This window comes from uncultured Vagococcus sp., from assembly GCF_963518325.1.
GTDB lineage: Bacteria > Bacillota > Bacilli > Lactobacillales > Vagococcaceae > Vagococcus_D.
On record NZ_CAUQJB010000007.1, the window covers coordinates 24636 to 44844 of the forward strand.

23 protein-coding genes are annotated in these 20209 nt (G+C 41.7%); 19 read left to right on the top strand and 4 right to left on the bottom strand.

Features of this window, described 5'->3' with window-relative positions; all coding sequences use genetic code 11:
- Window positions 1-52: 52 nt before the first annotated feature.
- The 15 genes from cutC (at window position 53) to RWN13_RS08220 (ending at window position 11989) form a co-directional block, all read left to right on the top strand.
- The gene (gene cutC / locus RWN13_RS08150) at window positions 53-2623 is read left to right on the top strand and encodes a choline trimethylamine-lyase (protein WP_314062047.1); all 2571 of its coding nucleotides are present in this window, start codon (window positions 53-55) and stop codon (window positions 2621-2623) included.
- Between the two features lie 31 nt (window positions 2624-2654).
- Window positions 2655-3602, top strand: a complete 948-nt coding sequence (gene cutD, locus RWN13_RS08155; RefSeq protein ID WP_314062049.1) for a choline TMA-lyase-activating enzyme — start codon at window positions 2655-2657, stop codon at window positions 3600-3602.
- Between the two features lie 31 nt (window positions 3603-3633).
- A complete protein-coding gene (locus RWN13_RS08160) occupies window positions 3634-3963 on the top strand; it encodes a BMC domain-containing protein (protein WP_399553643.1) in 330 nt (109 codons plus the stop codon).
- On the top strand, window positions 3960-4421 hold the full coding sequence (locus RWN13_RS08165) for a EutP/PduV family microcompartment system protein (protein ID WP_314062051.1): 462 nt from the start codon (window positions 3960-3962) through the stop codon (window positions 4419-4421). The genes RWN13_RS08160 and RWN13_RS08165 overlap by 4 nt, the downstream gene beginning before the upstream one ends.
- Window positions 4399-4983: a hypothetical protein gene (locus RWN13_RS08170; protein WP_314062053.1), complete on the top strand. Its 585-nt coding sequence runs from the start codon at window positions 4399-4401 to the stop codon at window positions 4981-4983. The genes RWN13_RS08165 and RWN13_RS08170 overlap by 23 nt, the downstream gene beginning before the upstream one ends.
- Window positions 4980-5825 (top strand): ethanolamine utilization protein EutJ, encoded by an 846-nt coding sequence (gene eutJ, locus RWN13_RS08175; protein WP_314062054.1) that lies wholly within the window; start codon window positions 4980-4982, stop codon window positions 5823-5825. Before RWN13_RS08170 ends, eutJ begins: the two co-directional genes overlap by 4 nt.
- A 22-nt stretch (window positions 5826-5847) precedes the next feature.
- A complete protein-coding gene (locus RWN13_RS08180) occupies window positions 5848-6147 on the top strand; it encodes a BMC domain-containing protein (protein WP_314062055.1) in 300 nt (99 codons plus the stop codon).
- Window positions 6148-6161: 14 nt separating this feature from the next.
- Complete coding sequence (locus tag RWN13_RS08185; protein ID WP_314062057.1) at window positions 6162-6422, top strand: EutN/CcmL family microcompartment protein; 261 nt, start codon at window positions 6162-6164, stop codon at window positions 6420-6422.
- Window positions 6423-6449: 27 nt separating this feature from the next.
- Window positions 6450-7013 (top strand): hypothetical protein, encoded by a 564-nt coding sequence (locus tag RWN13_RS08190; protein WP_314062059.1) that lies wholly within the window; start codon window positions 6450-6452, stop codon window positions 7011-7013.
- 21 nt (window positions 7014-7034) lie between these two features.
- Window positions 7035-7514: a BMC domain-containing protein gene (locus tag RWN13_RS08195; RefSeq protein WP_314062061.1), complete on the top strand. Its 480-nt coding sequence runs from the start codon at window positions 7035-7037 to the stop codon at window positions 7512-7514.
- A gap of 38 nt (window positions 7515-7552) precedes the next feature.
- Window positions 7553-8995, top strand: coding sequence for an acetaldehyde dehydrogenase (acetylating) (locus tag RWN13_RS08200; protein WP_314062063.1), 1443 nt, complete (start codon window positions 7553-7555; stop codon window positions 8993-8995).
- On the top strand, window positions 8995-9618 hold the full coding sequence (locus tag RWN13_RS08205) for a phosphate propanoyltransferase (protein ID WP_314062064.1): 624 nt from the start codon (window positions 8995-8997) through the stop codon (window positions 9616-9618). The genes RWN13_RS08200 and RWN13_RS08205 overlap by 1 nt, the downstream gene beginning before the upstream one ends.
- A gap of 21 nt (window positions 9619-9639) precedes the next feature.
- On the top strand, window positions 9640-9918 hold the full coding sequence (gene eutM / locus RWN13_RS08210; RefSeq protein ID WP_314062066.1) for an ethanolamine utilization microcompartment protein EutM: 279 nt from the start codon (window positions 9640-9642) through the stop codon (window positions 9916-9918).
- A gap of 163 nt (window positions 9919-10081) precedes the next feature.
- The gene (locus tag RWN13_RS08215; RefSeq protein ID WP_314062067.1) at window positions 10082-11266 is read left to right on the top strand and encodes a histidine kinase; all 1185 of its coding nucleotides are present in this window, start codon (window positions 10082-10084) and stop codon (window positions 11264-11266) included.
- A gap of 6 nt (window positions 11267-11272) precedes the next feature.
- Window positions 11273-11989 carry a response regulator gene (locus RWN13_RS08220; RefSeq protein WP_314062069.1) on the top strand — a complete coding sequence of 239 codons (717 nt, stop codon included), beginning with the start codon at window positions 11273-11275 and terminating at the stop codon, window positions 11987-11989.
- Between the two features lie 60 nt (window positions 11990-12049).
- Here RWN13_RS08220 and RWN13_RS08225 read toward each other — a convergent pair whose 3' ends face one another.
- Both RWN13_RS08225 and RWN13_RS08230 read right to left on the bottom strand, forming a co-directional pair.
- On the bottom strand, window positions 12050-12334 hold the full coding sequence (locus RWN13_RS08225) for a hypothetical protein (RefSeq protein ID WP_314062070.1): 285 nt from the start codon (window positions 12332-12334) through the stop codon (window positions 12050-12052).
- Window positions 12335-12338: 4 nt separating this feature from the next.
- Window positions 12339-13346, bottom strand: coding sequence for an EamA family transporter (locus RWN13_RS08230; protein WP_314062071.1), 1008 nt, complete (start codon window positions 13344-13346; stop codon window positions 12339-12341).
- Window positions 13347-13714: 368 nt separating this feature from the next.
- Between RWN13_RS08230 and RWN13_RS08235 the strand changes: the two genes are divergently transcribed.
- On the top strand, window positions 13715-15235 hold the full coding sequence (locus RWN13_RS08235) for a zinc ABC transporter substrate-binding protein AdcA (protein ID WP_314062073.1): 1521 nt from the start codon (window positions 13715-13717) through the stop codon (window positions 15233-15235).
- Window positions 15236-15385: 150 nt separating this feature from the next.
- On the opposite strand, the gene RWN13_RS08240 is transcribed toward RWN13_RS08235, so the two are convergent.
- A complete protein-coding gene (locus tag RWN13_RS08240) occupies window positions 15386-16216 on the bottom strand; it encodes an LssY C-terminal domain-containing protein (protein WP_314062075.1) in 831 nt (276 codons plus the stop codon).
- A gap of 383 nt (window positions 16217-16599) precedes the next feature.
- Between RWN13_RS08240 and RWN13_RS08245 the strand changes: the two genes are divergently transcribed.
- From RWN13_RS08245 to RWN13_RS08255, 3 genes are all read left to right on the top strand, one after another.
- Window positions 16600-17322, top strand: a complete 723-nt coding sequence (locus RWN13_RS08245; RefSeq protein WP_314062076.1) for an EAL domain-containing protein — start codon at window positions 16600-16602, stop codon at window positions 17320-17322.
- Between the two features lie 94 nt (window positions 17323-17416).
- Window positions 17417-18241: a helix-turn-helix domain-containing protein gene (locus tag RWN13_RS08250; protein ID WP_314062078.1), complete on the top strand. Its 825-nt coding sequence runs from the start codon at window positions 17417-17419 to the stop codon at window positions 18239-18241.
- A gap of 57 nt (window positions 18242-18298) precedes the next feature.
- Window positions 18299-19225 carry an FAD:protein FMN transferase gene (locus RWN13_RS08255; protein ID WP_314062080.1) on the top strand — a complete coding sequence of 309 codons (927 nt, stop codon included), beginning with the start codon at window positions 18299-18301 and terminating at the stop codon, window positions 19223-19225.
- 22 nt (window positions 19226-19247) lie between these two features.
- Here the strand turns inward: RWN13_RS08255 and RWN13_RS08260 are convergent, their stop codons facing one another.
- Window positions 19248-20189 carry a LysR family transcriptional regulator gene (locus tag RWN13_RS08260; protein WP_314062083.1) on the bottom strand — a complete coding sequence of 314 codons (942 nt, stop codon included), beginning with the start codon at window positions 20187-20189 and terminating at the stop codon, window positions 19248-19250.
- Window positions 20190-20209 lie beyond the last annotated feature (20 nt).

The following is a 20209-nucleotide window of genomic DNA, read 5'->3' on the forward strand; positions in this document are numbered from 1 at the left end:
TGTTTTATAAGATGTTCAGTGACTATTAAATCAAGAAATGAGAGGGCTAAAAATGAATGTAAATGAAATTTCAGAAAAATTTGCTGATGCCACTAAAAACATGTCTTCAGAAGAAAAATCAGCCATGTTAAAACTATTTCAAGGGATTTCCCAGGAATTAGGGAAAACAGATGGGGCGGTGACGGCTACATGTGCAACTGACAGGTCAGTGGCCAACCCTGATATTCCAAAAGATGGCAGTTACCCTGAAGGGATGACGGAGCGTCTAAAGCGCTTAAAAGACCACTATTTAAAGGCGGTTCCTTCGATTACAGTTCAACGGGCGTTGGCTTACACGAAGGTTGCTAAAGAAAACCCTGGTTTACCCCAAATCATGTTGCGAGCAAAAGCCTTTAGGGCAGCTTGTGAAACAGCGCCATTGTTAATTCAGGAAGATGAACTAATTGTTGGACATCCTAATGGCGCACCTCGAGCGGGTTCTTTTTCACCAGATATTGCGTGGCGCTGGACGAGAGATGAATTGGATACAATACATAATCGGGCCCAAGATCCTTTTTATATTTCCGATGAAGATAAACGAATCATGAAAGAAGAGCTCTTTCCTTATTGGGAAGGTCGTTCTTTAGATGAAATCTGTGAGCAACAATACCGTGAAGCTGGGTTATGGGAGTTTTCTGGGGAGGCATTCGTCAGTGATTTGTCTTACCACCAGATCAATGGCGGTGGCGATTCCAATCCTGGTTATGATGTTATTTTGATGAAAAAAGGCATGAAAGACATTAAACGGGAAGCTTTAGCGCATTTAGAAAACTTATCAATGGAAAAGCCTGAGGATATTGATCGGATTTATTATTACAAGTCTGTGTTAGATACGACAGAGGGAGTCATGACCTATGCGAAACGCTTGTCTGATTATGCTTACGAACTGTCGGAAAAAGAAAGAGACCCACGCCGAAAAGCGGAATTGAAAAAAATCGGGGAGGTCAATGCTCATGTACCAGCCAATGCTCCGAGAAACTTCCAAGAAGCACTGCAAACTGTTTGGACGGTAGAGTCACTGTTTATGCTTGAAGAAAATCAAACGGGCTTGTCTGTTGGTCGGGTGGATCAGTATACCCTGCCATTTTACGAAGCTGATAAAAAGGCTGGTCGTTTAACCGATTACGAAGCCTTTGAAATCGCCGGTTGTTTCCTGATTAAGTGTTCTGAAATGATGTGGGTATCAAGCGAGGGGGGATCAAAACACTTCGCCGGTTATCAACCCTTTGTCAATATGTGTGTCGGCGGATTGAAGCGGGAAGGTGGAGACGCCACCAATGATTTAACGTATTTATTAATGGATGCTGTCCGTCATGTTGGGGTTTATCAGCCATCCTTGGCTTGCCGTGTCCACAATCAGTCGCCACAACCGTATTTGGAAAAGATTGTTGACGTGGTGCGGGCGGGGCTTGGTTTCCCAGCGATTCACTTTGATGATTCTCATATTAAGATGATGTTGGCGAAAGGCTTTAATATGGAGGATGCTCGTGATTATTGTTTAATGGGCTGTGTTGAGCCTCAAAAATCTGGTCGTTTGTATCAATGGACCTCCACAGGCTATACTCAATTTCCAGTTGCGATTGAATTTGTGTTAAATCGTGGGGAAATGTTGTGGTGTAAAATGAATCCTGGTTTGGATTTAGGAGGGCTTTCACAGTATAAAACCTATGAGCAATTCGATGAAGCGGTTAAAAAGCAAATTGAATACATCACCCGTTTATCGGCAGTGGGAACAGTTATTAGCCAACGGGTTCATCGTGACATTGCGCCTAAACCACTGATGTCCTTGATGATGGAAGGTTGTATGGAAAATGGTCGAGATGTGACAGCAGGTGGCTGTGTCAATAACTGGGGACCGGGCTTAATCTGGTCTGGTTTAGGGACGTATGCTGATTCCATGGCAGCCATTAAAAAATTGGTGTTTGATGATCAGACCTATACCCTGGAACAGCTGAGAGATGCCACTCGAGCCGATTTTGCTGGTTACGAAGAGGTTCAACGGGATTGTTTGGCAGCCCCTAAGTACGGGAATGATGATGACTATGCCGATTTGATTGCGGCGGACATTATCAACTGGACCGAGCGGACTCACAGTAAGTTTAAAACCCTTTATTCAATCTTTAGTCATGGAACCTTGTCGATCTCTAACAACACGCCTTTTGGTGAAATGTTAGGGGCAAGTGCCAATGGTCGTCGTGCTTGGACGCCTCTTTCAGATGGCATCAGTCCAACTCAAGGGGCTGATAAAAAAGGACCGACGGCGATTATTAAATCGGTCTCTAAGATGGATGTGGCCGCCATGAATATTGGCATGGTTCACAACTTTAAGTTATTAAAAGGGATTTTAGAAACCCCTGAAGGCCGTCAGGGACTGATCACCTTGCTGCGGACGTCGTCGATTCTGGGGAATGGGCAGATGCAGTTTAGTTATGTGGACAATGAGGTCTTAAAGCTAGCTCAGCAGAATCCCGACGACTACCGTGATTTAATTATTCGAGTAGCGGGCTACAGTGCTTACTTTACGGAATTGTGTAAGGAAGTTCAGGATGAAATTATTAGTCGGACTGTCTTAGAGCATTTCTAACACAGTTAACTGAAGAACAAAGGTGAAATGATTGGAAAAATTAAGTCAAATTGAGCGAAAAGCACGCATTTTTAATGTCCAAAAATATTCCATTTACGATGGCCCAGGGATTCGGACGCTGTTCTTTTTTAAAGGGTGTCCCTTAAGGTGTAAATGGTGCTCCAATCCAGAGAGTTTAGAGCGAAAATATCAGGTCATGTATCAGCGTAATATGTGTTCTGACTGTGGTGAATGTGTGGCGGTCTGTCCCTTGAAGATTCATAAAATAGACGCTTCAGATGGAAGTCATTATGTGGATCGGTCGATTAATTGTAATGGCTGTCGGCTTTGCGAGAAGGCCTGTCCGAAGAAGGCTCTGTCCATTGCGGGAGAAGATCGGCTACTGTCTGATTTATTGGCGATTGCCTTGGAGGACTTGCCCTTTTATCAGACCTCTGGTGGCGGCGTCACCCTTGGTGGGGGTGAAGTTGCCACACAGCCAGATTTTGCTGCCAATCTGCTGATGGAATGCCAAAATGCTGGGATTCATACGGCGATTGAAACGTGTGGCCATGCTCCTCTTAAGTCCTTATTAAAAATTGCCGAGTTTTGCAACTTGTTTTTATATGACATGAAACACATCGATCCCGAGAAACATCTTGAATATACCGGTGTCCGTAATGAACGGATATTGGAAAATTTGACGGAGTTAATTGAGAGACGGTATCAGGTCAAGGTTAGAATGCCGCTGATGAAAGGGTTAAACAGCGATTCAGAGACTATTCGAAAAACCATTGAATTTTTACAGCCCTTTAAGGACCGTCCGAATTTTCAAGGGATTGATTTATTGCCTTACCATAAATTAGGTATCAATAAATACGACCAGTTAAATAAAGAATATACCGTCAAAGGCGATTTGAGTTTATCTGAGGCCGATTTGGACCAGATTGAGGAACAAATTAGTCAGTATGATTTTCCTGTGAAAGTCATTCGCCATTGATGAGATTAAGTTAATCGTTGAATGGAGGTTCATGATGGAGCGTGTGATACAAGAATCAGTTCCTGGTAAGCAGTTGACTCTCGCCCATGTTTTGGCGTCTCCGATGGCCGATATTTGTCAGCGTTTAGGAATTGAAGAGGGGGGAGCAGTTGGCATTATGACTGTGACCCCTTCTGAAACGGCAATTATTGCGGCTGATGTGGCGACGAAAGCAGGGAGTGTGGCGATTGGTTTTCTTGATCGTTTTACAGGTTCATTGGTTATTACGGGAGACGTGGCCAGTGTGGAAGGGTCACTGCAGGCAGTGATAGCTCGTTTGAGTCAGTTTGGTTTTACCGTGGTTGAGGTGACCCGGACATGAAACGGCACGTCATGATTATTGGCGCAAGAGGCAGTGGCAAGTCGACTGTGGCCAATTGGCTCAACGAGACTTCTAGGCCCTTGAAACCGTGTCAAGATGCCATTTATGGACAACATACCATCGATATCCCTGCTGGTTATTTAGAAAATCCTTCGATGTACCGTTACATCTTATCCTTGTCACAAACAGCGGCAGTGGTCTTACTTTTAGTTGACGGTAGGGCGGAAATGACTGTTTTTCCACCTCAATTTGCTAAAACCTTTCCATGTCCAGTTTGGGGATTAATAACAGGAGATTCATCTTACCGTCAGGTAGCAGAAAAACGCTTAAGAGAGGCCGGCCTTAAGCCTCCCTTTGAGTTTTTTGATCCTACTGATCAGGCATTGCTGAACTTAAAAGAAAAATGGTTAAAAAGACTAGAAAAGGAGGAGGCTTATGAGATTTGTGACGGAAATTGAATTGAAAACAAGTTACCGTCAGTCTCCTTTTGCTCGTTTTAGATTGGCAGAGGATCAGCGCTTGACACCTGAGGCTCGTCAGTTTTTAATTGACCACCAGATTGAGATTCAGCTGACGGATGAGAGAGAAGAGGCCCAGCCACTCTCTTTGTCAGATCAGCAACTGATAATAGTCTGTCAAAAACTGTCTTCTTTGCTATTACTGGGGTTTAGTTTACTAGTGGAGACGCATATTGAATTGGCAGAGCAGGTCATGATATGGCAAGCTGACATCGAGCGCCTACAAGATGGGGGCGAGTTCAGAGGGTTGCGGGACGAAGCCAATGACCCATTCACCCCTCAGCCAATCACCCCTTTTCACATTCAGCTAGCTCAAGGACGAGCGATAGCGATGTTAAATTGTATTCGAGCATCTTTAGCTGAACTGGGTTTGCTACTTTCTGACAGACGGAATCAACAGGTTGACAAGGTTCGGCTTTCTCAGGAGAAAGGAATGGTCAAGCAAATAGCATGGGAATTAGATGACAAATTAAGAGACTTAATCAGAGGGGGAGGAAAATGACAGCAAACCCAATTCAGTTTGCCAATCAGTTGATTGCTGACTTTGAAGAAGTCATGACGTTACCTAAAAAGTCAGCAAACGCCATTTATTATACTGGGGTCGATTTGGGAACCTCCTGTATTGTTCTCTCAGTTCTAGATGACTCCTTCCGGCCAGTGGCTGGTAATTACCGTGAGGCAAATGTGGTCAAAGACGGGATGGTAGTCGATTATTTAGGCGCGATTCAAATTGTCAGAGAACTCAAAGAGGAGTTGGAAGGCAAACTTGGGCATGAGTTGCGTTACTGTGGTGCTGCGATTCCGCCAGGCACGGAAATGCTTGACTCAGGTGTCATTCGCCATGTCGTGGAAGCTGCCGGTTTTGAACTGACGGCATTATTAGATGAACCGACTGCCGCTAATGCTGTGTTAAAGATCAAGGATGGTGCCATTGTTGATATTGGCGGTGGAACGACGGGGATTACGATTATGGAACAAGGTCAGGTGGTGTTTGCAGCCGATGAAGCAACAGGCGGCACTCATTTTTCACTCGTGGTAGCTGGCGCTTATGGCATGCCGTTTGATCAGGCAGATATCTATAAGCGAAACCCGGACCATCATCAGGAGCTATTACCTGTCTTGGGACCGGTTATTGAAAAAGTGGCTAGTATTGTGACCCATTACATAAAGGGTTTTGATGTCAAGGAGCTGTATTTAGTTGGCGGGACCTGTTGTTTAACAGGCATCGAGGCCATTATTGAAAAACAAACCTCGATTCCGACGTTTAAACCAGACAACCCCATGTTTGTGACGCCCCTAGGGATTGCCTTAAATTGTACCCAGATTGAAACAACCAACCCTTAAGAGGTTAGGACGGAGGTGGAAGATGGATTATCGAATCATCCAATCGCCCTCAGTTGGGGCACTGGATATTATTACGAGACGAATGGGCATGAGTCAATCGGCGACTCAGGAATACCGTCATTACGATGCCATTGGTCTTATTCAAGGGAAATTGATCGACATGGTGTATGTGGCCGATTTAGCAGAAAAAGCAGCGGGCATTGTGGCGGTTGATATTCGCGGAAGCTGCCCGCAAAATATGATTTTATTGGCATTGTTTGGTGATACGGCCTCAGTCGAAACCGCACTCACTAACATTCAAGATAAAATGAAAAAAAAGTAGAGGCAGTGATTGAGATGCTGGCAGCGAAATTAGTGGATAATGTCTGGGCCACACGAAAAATGGAGTCACTTAATGGGTTAAAATTTATGTTGGCAGAAGTGATTGATGAAAGTGATAACAAACAGCGATTAATTGTGGCAGATACGATTGGTGCAGGCATTGGCGATCGTGTTATCATCTGTACGGGCTCTTCCTCAAGGCAGATATTCGAGGACACCAGAATCCCCATCGATGCGACAGTCATTGGGATTATTGATGAGGATTGCCACTTTTAATCAAGGAGACAGAAAGCAGGTGGTAAGGTGAAAAAACTTATCTGTGTGGCGGATATTCAAGAGATAGGGAGTGAGAGTCGGGAGTGTTTGATCGATGATCAGACGATTATCACACCAGCTGCAGCGGATTTAGCTGAAGAGAGAGGCATTACATTTGTCACTTCAGTGGTTTCTAAAGAGGTCATGGGGGGATTATTGGCACAATTAAGGGCTAATCCGACGTTGCTTCAGCAGTTGATGACGATCTTGTCTCAGCCTTTTGATTCTGAAACAGACCCGTCGGGATTTCAATTGATTCACGGAGAGTCGATCCACTATCAGAAAGCTGGGGCGGGGCTTTTCAAACAAAGGTTGTTTGAGCATTTTCCTGGCATAACTGTTGAAATGGTTCAACTAAAAAAGGGAAGCCATCAGGAGTTTTCCGGTCGGGAAACCATTCAGTTTTTGCTTAAAGGAAAGTTAATAACGACGATCCATCAGAAGTCTTTTGCAAGTCAGATAGGGGATAGTTTTTATTATCCGTCTGATGTTCGAGGGACTGTCAAGGCGATTGAAGAGAGTCAGTTACTTGTGATTAAAGCGACAAATTAATGTCAGTAAAGGAGGTATCTTGTGAATGCCATAGGATTAATAGAAACTAAGGGGTTAATTCCCGCAATTGAAGCAGCCGACAGTATGTTAAAAACAGCTCAAGTCGAGCTAGTCCAGCGTTCGTTTGTGGGAGGCGGGTTAGTCACCATCACTGTGACTGGCGATGTAGGGGCAGTGAAGGCCGCTGTTGATGCGGGGGTGACAGCAGTTCTCCAGTTTGGTCAGGCTCACTTAAACAGTCACCATGTAATGCCTCGACCACACAATGACGTGGCATTACTTTTGGCAGAAGAAAAAGGAGTGGAAACTGATTCTTTGCCTGAAGAAGCATTAGAAGCAGCAGTTAATCAAACGTTGACTGATGAAGACCTGAAAAGGATGTCGGTCAAACATCTTCGACGCTTGGCAGCGGAGTATGAGAATTTAGGTTTGTCGGAACAAGCATTGGCAATGGCGAATAAAGCCACCTTGCTTAAGCGATTTAGCCATAGCCGGGAATAGTTGATTGGCAAATAAAGTCTGTAGGAGGTTGGAAGAATTTGGAAGTATGTGATCGTGATTTACAGTCCATTCAAGAGGCACGCAATTTAGCTCGTGAGGGAAAAAAAGCGCAAGAAATTCTAGCTCACTATGATGAGCAACAAATTGATCGGATTATTTGTCAGATGGTCAAAGTAGCTGAAGAAAATGCCCTTAAGCTGGCCGAACTGGCCGTTCAGGAGACAGGCTTTGGCAATGTATCAGATAAAAAGTTAAAAAATAACCATGCGTCAAGGGCGCTTTACGCTTTTATTAAGGATATGAAGACAGTCGGTATTATTAAAAATGATCAACAGCAAAAGTTACTTGAGATTGCTGAACCAATGGGGCTGCTGATGGGAATAGTGCCATCAACAAATCCGACATCAACGGTTATTTACAAGGCAATTATTGCGCTAAAATCTCGCAATGGGATCGTTATCTCCCCTCATCCCTCTGCTTTACAAGCCTCATTATTGGCAACTAAGCTGATGAATGATGCGGCAGTGGCGGCTGGAGCACCAGATCATATCATCAGTTGTATTTCTAAGCCATCGATGGCGGCGACCAATGAATTGATGAGACGGGAAGAGATTGCGCTGATTATCGCAACCGGTGGCGCGGCTATGGTCAAATCGGCATACAGTGTTGGGAAACCAGCTCTGGGGGTTGGGCCAGGAAATGTACCGGCGTATATCGAAAGAAGTGCGGATATTCCAACAACTGTGGCGAATATTATCGCCAGTAAAACCTTTGATTACGGAACAATCTGTGCGTCGGAACAGACGGTGATTGTAGAAAAAGTGATTGAAGCAGCGGTTGTCAGTGAGTTTGAACGACAAGGCGGTTACTTCATGACGGCTGAAGAGACATCGAAAGTGGCTAAGATTCTCTTTGTTAAGGGGTATGGGATGAATGCCAAATTAGTGGGACGTTCCCCGCAAGTCATTGCGGAGGCTGCGGGAATTTCGATACCAGAAGGCACTAAAGTTCTATTGGGACGGCAAGAGGCGGTTGGTCCTAGCGATCCTCTTTCTTATGAAAAACTGACGACAGTTCTCGGTTTTTATACTGTTGAAGATTGGCAAGAAGCGTGCGATCTGACGATTGCTTTGCTTAATAATGGTGGGGTAGGTCATAGTTTTGCGATTCATACCGAGAACCCTGAAATAGTGATGAAATTCTCAGAGAAACCGGTTTTTCGTATTTTAGTTAATACTGGCTCAACCCAAGGCGGTGTTGGGATTAGTACTGGCTTATCGCCAGCGTTCACCTTAGGTTGTGGCACTTGGGGTGGTAGTGCCACCTCGGATAATGTGACGCCTTTGCATTTGATTAATATCAAACGGGTGGCTTATGGCATTAAGCCTAGCCAGCAGTCAGCTGAACCAACTGCTCCATCAAGTCTAGATGACTTGGTAGGTGAGTTAATGTCTCTCTTACAGAAAAGTGGTGACAGCTAGTGACTCAATATGAGGCATTTGCCAAATTATTTGACACAAATTTGTCGAAGGCAGATTCTGCAGGCATTCCTTTAGGGATTTCCAACCGTCATATTCATCTGTCCCAAAAGGATGTGGATGACTTATTTGGCAAGAATCATTCCTTGACAGTCTTAAAGGCGTTATCCCAACCCGATCAATATGCCTGCCAAGAAACGGTCTTAATCTGTGGGCCAAAAGGGGCTATTGAAAAAGTTCGGGTTCTGGGGCCGGTTAGATCTGAGACTCAAGTGGAGGTATTAAGTGGCGATTGTTTCAAATTAGGCCTTAAAGCGCCTATTCGTCAATCAGGGGATATTGACCAAACCCCAGGCATCACCGTTGTCGGTAGTCATGGGACGGTTGTTTTAGATAAAGGTGTGATCATTGCCCAGCGGCATATTCATATGACGTTGGCAGATGCGCAGAAATTCCAAGTAACTGATAATCAGCTTGTTTCTCTCAAGCTATCAGGGATTCGTGGAGGCCTGCTGGAAAATGTGCAGGTGCGTGTCAATGAAAGTTTTAGTTTAGAATGTCATTTAGACATGGAAGAAGCGAATGCTATGGGATTGACATCATCATCCAGAGTATATATTAACTAACCATAATAGGAGGAAACAGAAATGAAATCAGAAGCATTAGGACTTATCGAAACTAGAGGATTAGTAGGATCAATAGAAGCAGCAGATGCCATGGTCAAAGCGGCCAATGTCGTCTTGATTGGCAAAGAATTAGTCGGTGGTGGTTTAGTCACCGTGATGGTCAGAGGCGATGTAGGTGCCGTTAAAGCGGCTACTGACGCTGGGGCTGCTGCTGCTCAGCGGATTGGTGAATTAGTTTCTGTTCACGTTATCCCACGTCCTCATGGTGATGTTGAAAACATCTTACCAGCCAAAGCTTAAATCAATGAATCAGAGTGATAGACTTAAAAGGATTATCTTTTAAGTCTATCATTTTGGGTTTGTATTTGTCTTTCAACTATAGTATGTTTAAATAGGTAAACGCTTTATTCGTCAACCTTCAGTTCGACTAAAGGTTGTAAATTAATTTAAGGTGGTGTCTTCAATGAACAGCGTCAATCCTTTGCACCAACTGATAGACAATAAGTTATACAGCCGTTACAGTAGTTTAATCCCAATCTCCAGTGTTTCGCTAATCTTAATTGATCATTTAGGGGAAATTTTGATGGAATTTAACCCAGTTCCAGATTTTTGCAAACTAGTCTGTCAGGAAAACGATCATCAGGTCTGCGACTATTGTTTGACTTGTTTAAAGCAAAAAGAAAATCGTTATGTTTGTGACTACGGCTTGGAAAATGTTTATGTGCCAATTGTTGTAGACAACCAGACCTTGGGCTATATAATTGGTATTCAAGCTTTTTCGACGGAAACTGAATATAAAAAATTTTTATTGGACCTGCCCCAAATTAACGTGGAAACTGGTGTGGAAGTTGAGAGAATAGCAAAAGCGTTAGCGGCTTTAAAGACTGTTGATGACAAGGAAATTAGAATATATGAGCAGATTTGTGGTCATGTGGCCAATAATATTGCCCTAGATATTCAAGAAAAAATTATTGATGGTCATCAGGATTTGGAACGCTTATCCATAGAAAAAGAAATTCTTGAGAAAAAAATCGTCGAATTGGAAAGTAAAAATGATTCCTTAGTCATTAACCCTCATTTTCTCTTTAACACCTTAAATTCCATCGCAAGAACAGCTTATTTTGAAGAGTCACATACGACTGAAGAACTTATTTATTGTTTGTCTGATATTCTTCGCTACACGCTAAAACAAGAAAGTCAAATCCATACGATTGAATCGGAAATTGATTACATTAAAAAATATCTACATATTCAAAAAGTCAGGTTTAAAGATCGACTTAATTACACGATTGATATTCCAGATTATTTGCGGTCTCATTACATCTTAAACATGACGCTTCAGCCAATTGTGGAGAATGCCTTAATTCACGGCATTACCCCGAAACGAGATGGTGGAACCATTAAATTATCTGCAAAAGAAGTGGGTAAGAGTATCGTTATTGCGGTGGAGGATGATGGTAATGGCTTTCCAGCCAGAGTATTGACGGAAATTGAAGCCAATCAAGATGATAAAATGAGTTTGGGATTTCGCAGCACGGACCGGCGTTTAAAAAAATATTTTGGCTCTGAGTACGGTTTGTTTATTACCAAGTCTGATTACAGTGGGTCGATTGTGACAATAAAAATTCCTGAAAATAAATTGAGGTGATATGGGATGAGTGGTATTTTAATTGTGGAGGATGAAGATATCGAAAGAGAGTTTTTGGAAACAATTGTGGCCAAGGAAGTGGGACAGACCAGTGATATCTGGACATGTATCACCGGTAATCAAGCCATTGAACTTGCGAAAGAAAAGCGGCCAAATATCATATTTATGGACATTCTTATTCCGGAAAAAGACGGATTGTCTGCTCTAAAAATAATTAAGACCTTTTTACCAGATGTAAAAGTCATTGTGTTATCGGCTTTTTCAGATTTTTCTTATGCCCAAAAGGCGATTGAATTAAACGTCAATAAGTATTTATTGAAACCGGCCAACCCTCGGGAGATCATTGTTTCTTTAAGGGAGTTAATCGAGTCGTCCGCTGTAGAAGAACAGCCAGAACCGGCATATCAAGGGTTTATTAATGAAGCGATTCAGTTTATTCAGCAAAGATATACAGAGCCTTTAACCTTAGAGGTTGTGTCGGCTCATGTTTTTATGACCCCTCAATATTTTAGTCGAGTCTTTAAAAAAGAAGTGGGTCAATCCTATACCGACTATGTTAACGGGTTGAGGGTGAAGCATGCCTGTCTCTTGTTAAAAGAAACAGACTATCCGTCCTACCGGATTTCAAGTGAATGTGGCTTCAATGATCCCTCTTATTTTAATCGGGTCTTTTGCAATCAAATGAGTCTCACACCGATTAAATATCGAAAGCAACAGTCATAATGGAAGAGCCCAGGTCTTACGCCTGGACTCTTTTTCTGTTTGATCTATTTTGAGGAAGAGCTAATTAAATCGCCATTTTTTTGGCAAGTATTTGTTGATAGTGTCAATGCCTTCCTGATTGATGCCGTAGACGATTTGTAATTGCCCTTGCTCATCTAAGGTAAAGGAATCTTCGTCAATCAAACCATTTTCTTTCAGGGAAAGGAGATGATCGAGAAAATTAGCATGGGTGAATTGACGTTCTCTGCCATAATCATCTCTCAGTCCCGCCATTACAGTGTCGATATCGGCTGTTTTTTCAGTGGCAATAAAATGTAACACGCGTGAACGAATTGGTAATAACATCTGTTTACGCCTCCTTCTTTTTAATGAAATCAAGGGGGTTAACTGAGACGATAATCGCACCAGCTGTGATGATAATTGCGCCGATAATCATCATTGGACTTAATGATGTATGCAAGAAAATCGCTGAGAAGATAACTCCCCAAAGAACGTAGGTACTGTTTAATGACATGCCTGTGGCGACACCGACTTTACTGTTGGCGATGTACCAAGCCAAAAAGGAAATGGCTGCGAAAAGGGCGCCAATGGCAATAACTATCATGATTTTAGGTGAGGATAAAACAGCAGTGAACAACCCTAGTGCGTTGAAAATGGGTAACACAACGGTGATAAACAAGATGCCAGAAACACCTTGACGAATGGTAATGGCGATGTTTGAGTCAATCATCGACATGCCAAATGCTGAGAACACACCTTCAAGTCCCCAACCAACTGCGGCAATCAGGGCGCAAATCATTCCTAAGGCAAAGTTAGTTCCCACGTTACCACCGCCATCAAGGGAAATCATGATGGCACCAGCGATACAAATGACCATCCCGATGCCCACTCGTTTTGAAATTTGCTGCTTTAAAAACATCCGTGCAAAAATTGCACCAAACATGGGGAACAAGGCGGATATGGGAATGGCAGCAGCACCTGCTGAAGCAATCCCAATCAGGTAAGCCCCGTTGGCTATTGGCCCGCCAAAGACAGCGCCTAAAATAACCATCAAACCTGGAAAGGTGCATAGGCTACGGCCGATTTCTTTGAACCGTCCTTTGATTGTGTTGTATATCACTAACCAAATCGCAGCAAGCGAATCATTAATAGCTGACGCGACGAAAGGAACAGCAAAAACGCCGGCTACACCAATCATCGGCTCTAGTCCCATTGCATAAGCCGATACGGTACTGTATAGACCAAAGGTAATCGCAGAAATAAAACCCGCAGCAATCCCTTGCTTAACAAAGGAGGAGGACATTTGTTTCTTTTTTTCTAAAGCCAAACCGTTCCCGATACTTAATTTTTCTTCCATAAATTGACACCTCTAACTGTTTATTTTTGACAGGTCAGCGTATTCCGTAAGCGGATACAACTGAACTGCGTCGATATAATTGCTACACTCTTATTATAAAAGAAACGGGTTACGTAAACTTATACTATTGCAAGATAGTTATTGGACTAATTAGGGGAGTTTCAAATGAAGGTTGGACTATTTATACTTTTGTGGATTATTTTAATTCTGATTCTTCTATTATATCAAAGTTTACTAGAGAATGACGTTAAATAAATTTTATTTGACAGGTCACGAAAGCCGTGTTATTATTTGTAAGTCACAAAACGTAATCATTACGCTTTGTGGTTTTGGCAGAATTTAAAATAGGTTAAGAGGGAGTGATAACAGTGAAAAAGCTGATTTTGGGAATAGGTATAATGGTTATGGGCGTGTTAGGCGCCTGCTCGGCTGGCGACGTTCAGAAGGACTCACATCAAGAGAAACTAAAGGTGGTAACAACTTTTTACCCAATGTATGATTTTACTAAACATATTGTGGGGGATGAAGGGGAAGTTAGCTTAATGATTCCTGCTGGGACAGAAGTTCATGACTATGAGCCATCTGCAAAAGAATTGAAAAAAGTACAAGATGCCGATGTATTTGTTTATAATAATGAAAATATGGAAGTTTGGGTGCCCTCAGTCTCAGATATTTTGGCGGAAGGGGATCTAACCGTCATTAAAGCAACGGAAAATATGGTCTTACTGCCTGGTTCTGAAGAGGAACACGATCATTCGGAGGAAGACTCTCATGAAGGTCACAGCCATGAACTGGATCCTCATGTCTGGTTAGCCCCTAGTTTAGCGATTAAACAAGTAGAAGAAATTCGCAATCAGTTAATTACTGCCTATCCGGATAAAAAAGACGTATTCACCAAAAATGCTGTTAGTTATTTAAGTCAATTAACTGATTTGGATCAGTCATATAAACAGACTCTGGAAGCTGCTACTCAGAAAAGTTTTGTCACTCAGCATGCCGCTTTTGGTTACTTGGCTTTAGAATACGGCTTAAAACAAGTGCCAATCGCAGGCCTATCGCCAAGTGAAGAGCCATCGGCTGCCAGATTGGCAGAATTAAAAGATTTTGTTAAGGAAAATGACGTTAACTATATTTATTTCGAAGAAAATGCTACGGATACCATTGCCCGGACCTTAGCCGAAGAAGCAAAGGTTAAGTTATTAGTGTTGAATCCTCTTGAAGGCTTAAGCAAGGAACAACTGGCCAATGGGGATGACTATCTGTCAGTCATGAAGGAGAACTTAGCCTCATTAAGTAAAAGCGTTAATTCAAAGGGAAACGCGAAACTTGATGCTACTAAGGAAGCAGAAAAAACTGTTTATCATGGTTATTTTGAAGATAAGCAAGTAAAAGATCGGGAGTTGGCTGATTGGGCCGGTGATTGGCAGTCGGTTTATCCTTATTTACTAGATCAGACATTGGATCCTATTTTTGACTATAAGGCGAAACAAAATAAGGATATGACAGCCAAAGAATATAAAGACTATTATCAAACGGGTTACGCCACGGATATTAAGGAAATTAAGATAACTGGCACATCCATGACGTTCATTAATGATAAAGGGGAGTCGGCTACTTCCGACTACAACTATGTGGGCTATAAAATTCTTGATTATGAAAAAGGCAATCGTGGTGTTCGCTACTGCTTTGAAGCAGTTGATCCTAAAGCCGCTTATAAGACAGTGCAGTTTAGTGATCATACGATTGAACCTAGTCAATCCGCACATTTTCATTTATATTTCGGGAATCAAAGTCAGGATGAGCTAGTCAAAGAACTGGATAACTGGCCAACTTATTATCCTGCTGGTTTATCAGGATTTGAGATTGCTCAAGAAATGATGGCTCACTAGAGTCTAAAAGGTTAGATCATTAAGTTACTAATGATCTAACCTCTTTTTTTGATGCTATTTTATTAAAATTTTGGCGGAATTTTAAAAATTGATAAAAGAATTGACAGATAATTTTGTTATCGTTATGAAAAGAGACCTAATCATCGAATTTTATTCAACTTTTTTACTTTCCTTGTTGGATTCTGGAAGATTGTTGATGGCAATAAAGGGGAGAGAGCCATCGGTTTCAATGCGGTCTCCGCCACCGTTACGACTATGATAACTGGATGTAAAATGCTCAACTGTGTCAATATTTCCTAAAAGACGACTATCTTGAAGGGTTTTTATAACAAAATCTCGTTCTTGATCGGTATTTTCGGCGATTTTGTGAGTAATTTGACCTGTAAAGAGAGACAGACCAATATTACGATCATAAGTGGCGGCGCCGAGCCAGTCAGCTTGTTTGCCACCAGGTAAATGCCAACCATCTGGAGTTTTCCATAGGCGAATATGATGTCGTTTACGAGGATTGTGATTAATCTCTCGTTCAAATGCTAATGTTTGTTGCTGCTGAAATAAAAAGAGTGAACTAACGGGAGCCGTGGGATAAGATTTCCCCAGAACACTGGAGCTGGCAATTTTTAATGCTGATGTTAGGTTGAGTGAATCGGCTTGATGCCAGCCGGCTTGTTGAAAGGCCTGGATAATCGCCGCTTTTTCTCCATAAAAGGCCAGATTAATTGGGTCCCCTAATAAACCATCTCCTGTTTGGGTGCGTCCAATAAAATAGTTTGGAACATAAAGCCGGGTTAATTGGCGGTTTACCCATGGCAAAACCACGTAGGCACTAAAGAACCAAAACAGCATATAAAAGAAAATATGAATCTGTTTTGTTAAGATGGTGGCGAAAAGTAACCGGTAGATGATTAGGGCTAAGGAGATTGTGATCACTAATTTAATAAAATGAAAGCCCATGCGAAACCAACTGTGATGTCCACTCATGACGTCCCTCCTTATGATATGGATACTCTTACTATAGCAGAAATAATCACTTCTATATAATAATATGGTTTGACTGACGACCATTATTAAGGTGTCAGTCATGGAAAATATTTTCTTAATAATTTCTATTTTTCGAGAAAAACAATGGTATAATTTGGAAAAGCTTGAAAAATGCTTGTTCATCTAAACTGAGGGGTTATTTGTTAAAGAGGAACGAAGCGTATTACTTGGGCCTGCATCTTATCTAGCAGAGATGGAGAGTCGATTTGCTAGATAAGATGGCGTTGAAAAACGGATAAGCTCACTCTTTATTTAACGTGATACTGGTACAAAAAGAGTGCTCCACTTGGCGTGATTAAGAGAGAAAGAATAGGGGAACCAACGTGGATGATATCATAAAAAATGATTTTGTGCTATTTTTACAACAAAAAGTCAATGGGGCATTAGAAGAAGTTGGTTATGAAATACTGTTGAGAGACAGTAAGGACAACCACTGTTTTCCGGTGTTAAAATTTGAAGAAGTACGCAACAATCAAGCCTATTATCTGGCCTTTTTAACGTGGTTTGAAGTGGAAATTGGGCGGTTATTAGATAACTACCCGAAGAGTTCCTTTTCAATTAATTTTACACGAGCTGAATTGTTTTATGATGAAACCATGGCGTTACTAGATCGAATCAAAGCAAACAGTGATCGGCTGACGATTGAAGTAACGGAAGAAGTTGTGATTAATTTCCGTCTTGTGACTGAAATTAAAGGGAAATCATTCATATCTCAACTAAAAAAGATCAAGGAAATGGGCTATCAGGTTTCCATTGACGATATTAGTTCTGGGCAAAACAGTGTTGGGGCTATTTTAGAATGGTTGCCATATATCGATGAATTAAAGATTTCTCATGTTAATTTTTTGAAATTAGGATTGGAACGACAAGCCTTAGCTAGCTTAATTGAATTTTGGCAATCATTTTGTGAAAAAAATCGTTTAAGACTGGTGATCGAAGGAATAGAAGAAGAGGCTGTGTTTAATCAACTTAAGAAGCAAGGGTTGACTCTTTTCCAAGGCTTTTATTTTTCTATGCCTTTCCAAGGAATGGGGACAAACAGGTGATTTTGGGATGCAACGCCACGTTGCCAACTCAAAAAATCTAAGCAACGAATTGGTGCGACTATCATCATTGTCTAAAATCAGGAGGTGGTGTAAGATGATTCTATCAATTGGAACCAAGCTAAAGATGGTTCGAACTGAATTAAATCTTTCTCAAGCAGAGGTAGCGGAGCAGTTAATGGTGACCCGTCAAACCTTGTCGAAATGGGAACTGGATAAAAGTCTCCCTGATTTGCTGAGTCTAAAGGACTTGGCTTTATTCTACAATTTATCACTGGATGCCTTACTTGAGATGGCAAAGGAGAAGATTCGAATGTTATCAGTCTTAAGTCATGAAGAATTAAGCAAGTTAATCGCATCAAGGATGAACAAGGGACGAGAGCCAAGGAGGGAGCAGGAAGCGTTTGTGTTACATCGATTGATCCAGCCACTTCTTTCTCAAGTTGAAGGGGGCAGTGAAACCCTGTGGTTCGCTATCCAACAGCAGCCGATAATCCCTAGCCGTTATTATATGCCGAATTATGGCATGACAGCTGAGGATACTAAAGAGTGTCTGGCCTTCTTTCCGGGCTATAGCTATAAATTATGGTTGCTGACTAAAACCAATTTCATTGTCCTTAATTTAATTGACTGGTTTGAAAAGGCTGAATTCACAACCTATCAATTATCTGAGTTGGATTTTTTGGCAGTTGGAAACATGTATGATGCTAAAATGACTTTGGGGAATCCAGCGGGCCTCTGCTATCGAATGAAAACAGGGCAGTTTGATTTAGTGACGTTAGCAGACAATGAGGCCGAGACCCTTTGTCAGGTATTAAGGAGACTGGATTCGGAGGGGGCTTATTTTATTGAAGTAACGGCAATCAGTCTCACTCAATTTTGCAAAAAGTACGCTAAAAAAGGATATGCCCCACCTGTCTAACTTAAGTATTTGGATAAGAGTCTGTAAGATGAAGCTTAAGGATAAGGAATGATATGAATGGAAGCTGAAAAAAGAACACTTTATTTAATGGGAACCGTGATTCAACTTTGGGTCGACCACCGTCAATCAGCTTATTTATTGGATCAGGCTGAGGAGAAGTTGATTGACTTTGAAAAACGATTTAGTGCCAATGATGCTCGTTCTGATTTAATGGCGATTAATCAGCAATCCGGTCTAAAACCGGTAAGAGTCTCAAGGGATTTGTTCGACCTCATTGCCATTGGAAAAGAACAAAGTGTGTTGGCGGATAGCTTTTTAAATATTGCGATTGGCCCATTGATTCAAGAGTGGCGTGTGGGCTTCAAAGATGCTAACTTTCCGACGGAGTCCCGAATAAAAAAATTACTGCCACTGATAAACCCGGAAAATATTAAACTTGATACTGAGAAACAATGGGTTTTTTTGGAAAAAAAAGGCATGGCACTGGATTTGGGTGCCTTAGCTAAGGGCTATTTTGCTGATAAGATAATCGCTTTTTTTAAGAGTCAGCAGGCTAAGGCTGGATTTATTGATTTAGGTGGAAATGTCTTGACCTTTGGTGAGGCTCAAAATCATGAAGATGGCAACTGGCGAATTGGAATTCAACATCCTTTTTTGCCACGAGGGAATTATGCCACTACTATAAGTGTTAACAATCAGTCAGTGGTGACTTCAGGGATTTACGAGCGGACATTCAACTGGCAAGGTGAAAGCTATCATCATATTTTTGACAGTCAAACCGGTTATCCAATCCAATCAGAATTGGCTAGTCTGACGATTGTTTCAGATGAGTCACTGACAGGGGAAATTTGGACGACCCGTTTATTTGGTAAAGAACCGGCCGAGATTATTAGAATCCTAAGAGGAATCAAGGGGATTGAAGGCTTGGTGATAACGACTGACGGACAAATGGCTCATACTGAGGGGCTTACTAGTGAGGGGTAACAAAAACAGACGTAGGATTATTCTACGTCTGTTTTTGTGTGGAAAAATCTTGTTGTAAGCTGTCTAAGAAGGCCGTTATTAGCTCTTTTTCTGGTAATAATAGGGTTTTGGATGCTCGGTGAGCAATAAAATAATCCAAGGACAAGAGATCCAATGACAGGGGGTAAATATTAAATTTATCCTTTGTATTGGTGATTTTAACGCTTTCGGGTAAAAAGGTAACCCCCATGTTTTTTGTCGCCAGTTCAACAATTGTAAAAATATTAGTGCTTTCAAGAACAATGGTTGGTTGGATTTTATTTTTTTGAATTAAATAATCCACTTGTTTCCGTATGGCTGACCCTCGTGTGGTTAGAATGAGTTTTTCTGTTAATAATTGCTTAATCGAAAGACTGTTAGCCTCTAATAATCGTTTATCTTTTTGATATAAAGAGGAAGATTCAGGAATAATCGCATAGTAGCCATGTTGACCATAATGATGGATGGTCAGATTAGGCGAGATGGTTTCCGGGTTTTGGCCAATAAAAAAGTCCAGTTCGCCATTTAAAATATGACGGTCGTTATGCGAAGGGGTATCTTCATGGAGTTCGATTTGGATGTTAGGATGATTCTTCATAAAGTCAGGCAAAAACAGTGGCAATAAGTAGGTGCCTAGGCTAGACAAGATCCCAATTCGAATGATCTGTTGGTCTTGTGACGAATATTGAGCAATTTTTTTGCGAAAACGATCCTGCTCAGCTTCCAATGCATATAAGTATTGGTAATAAAGACGGCCTGCTTCTGTTAGTTGAAGGGGAGAAGACTGACGATTAATAATCGTGATATCCAATTCTTTTTCGGTTCGTTTGATTAATTGGGTTAGGTAAGGTTGAGAAATATACAAATCTTTAGCGGCTTTTGTAAAATTTCCGTGTTTTAAGAGTATATCGAGATAATACAGCATATTAGGTGAATCAAGGGTCATTTTAAGCCTCCTGCTAGTTG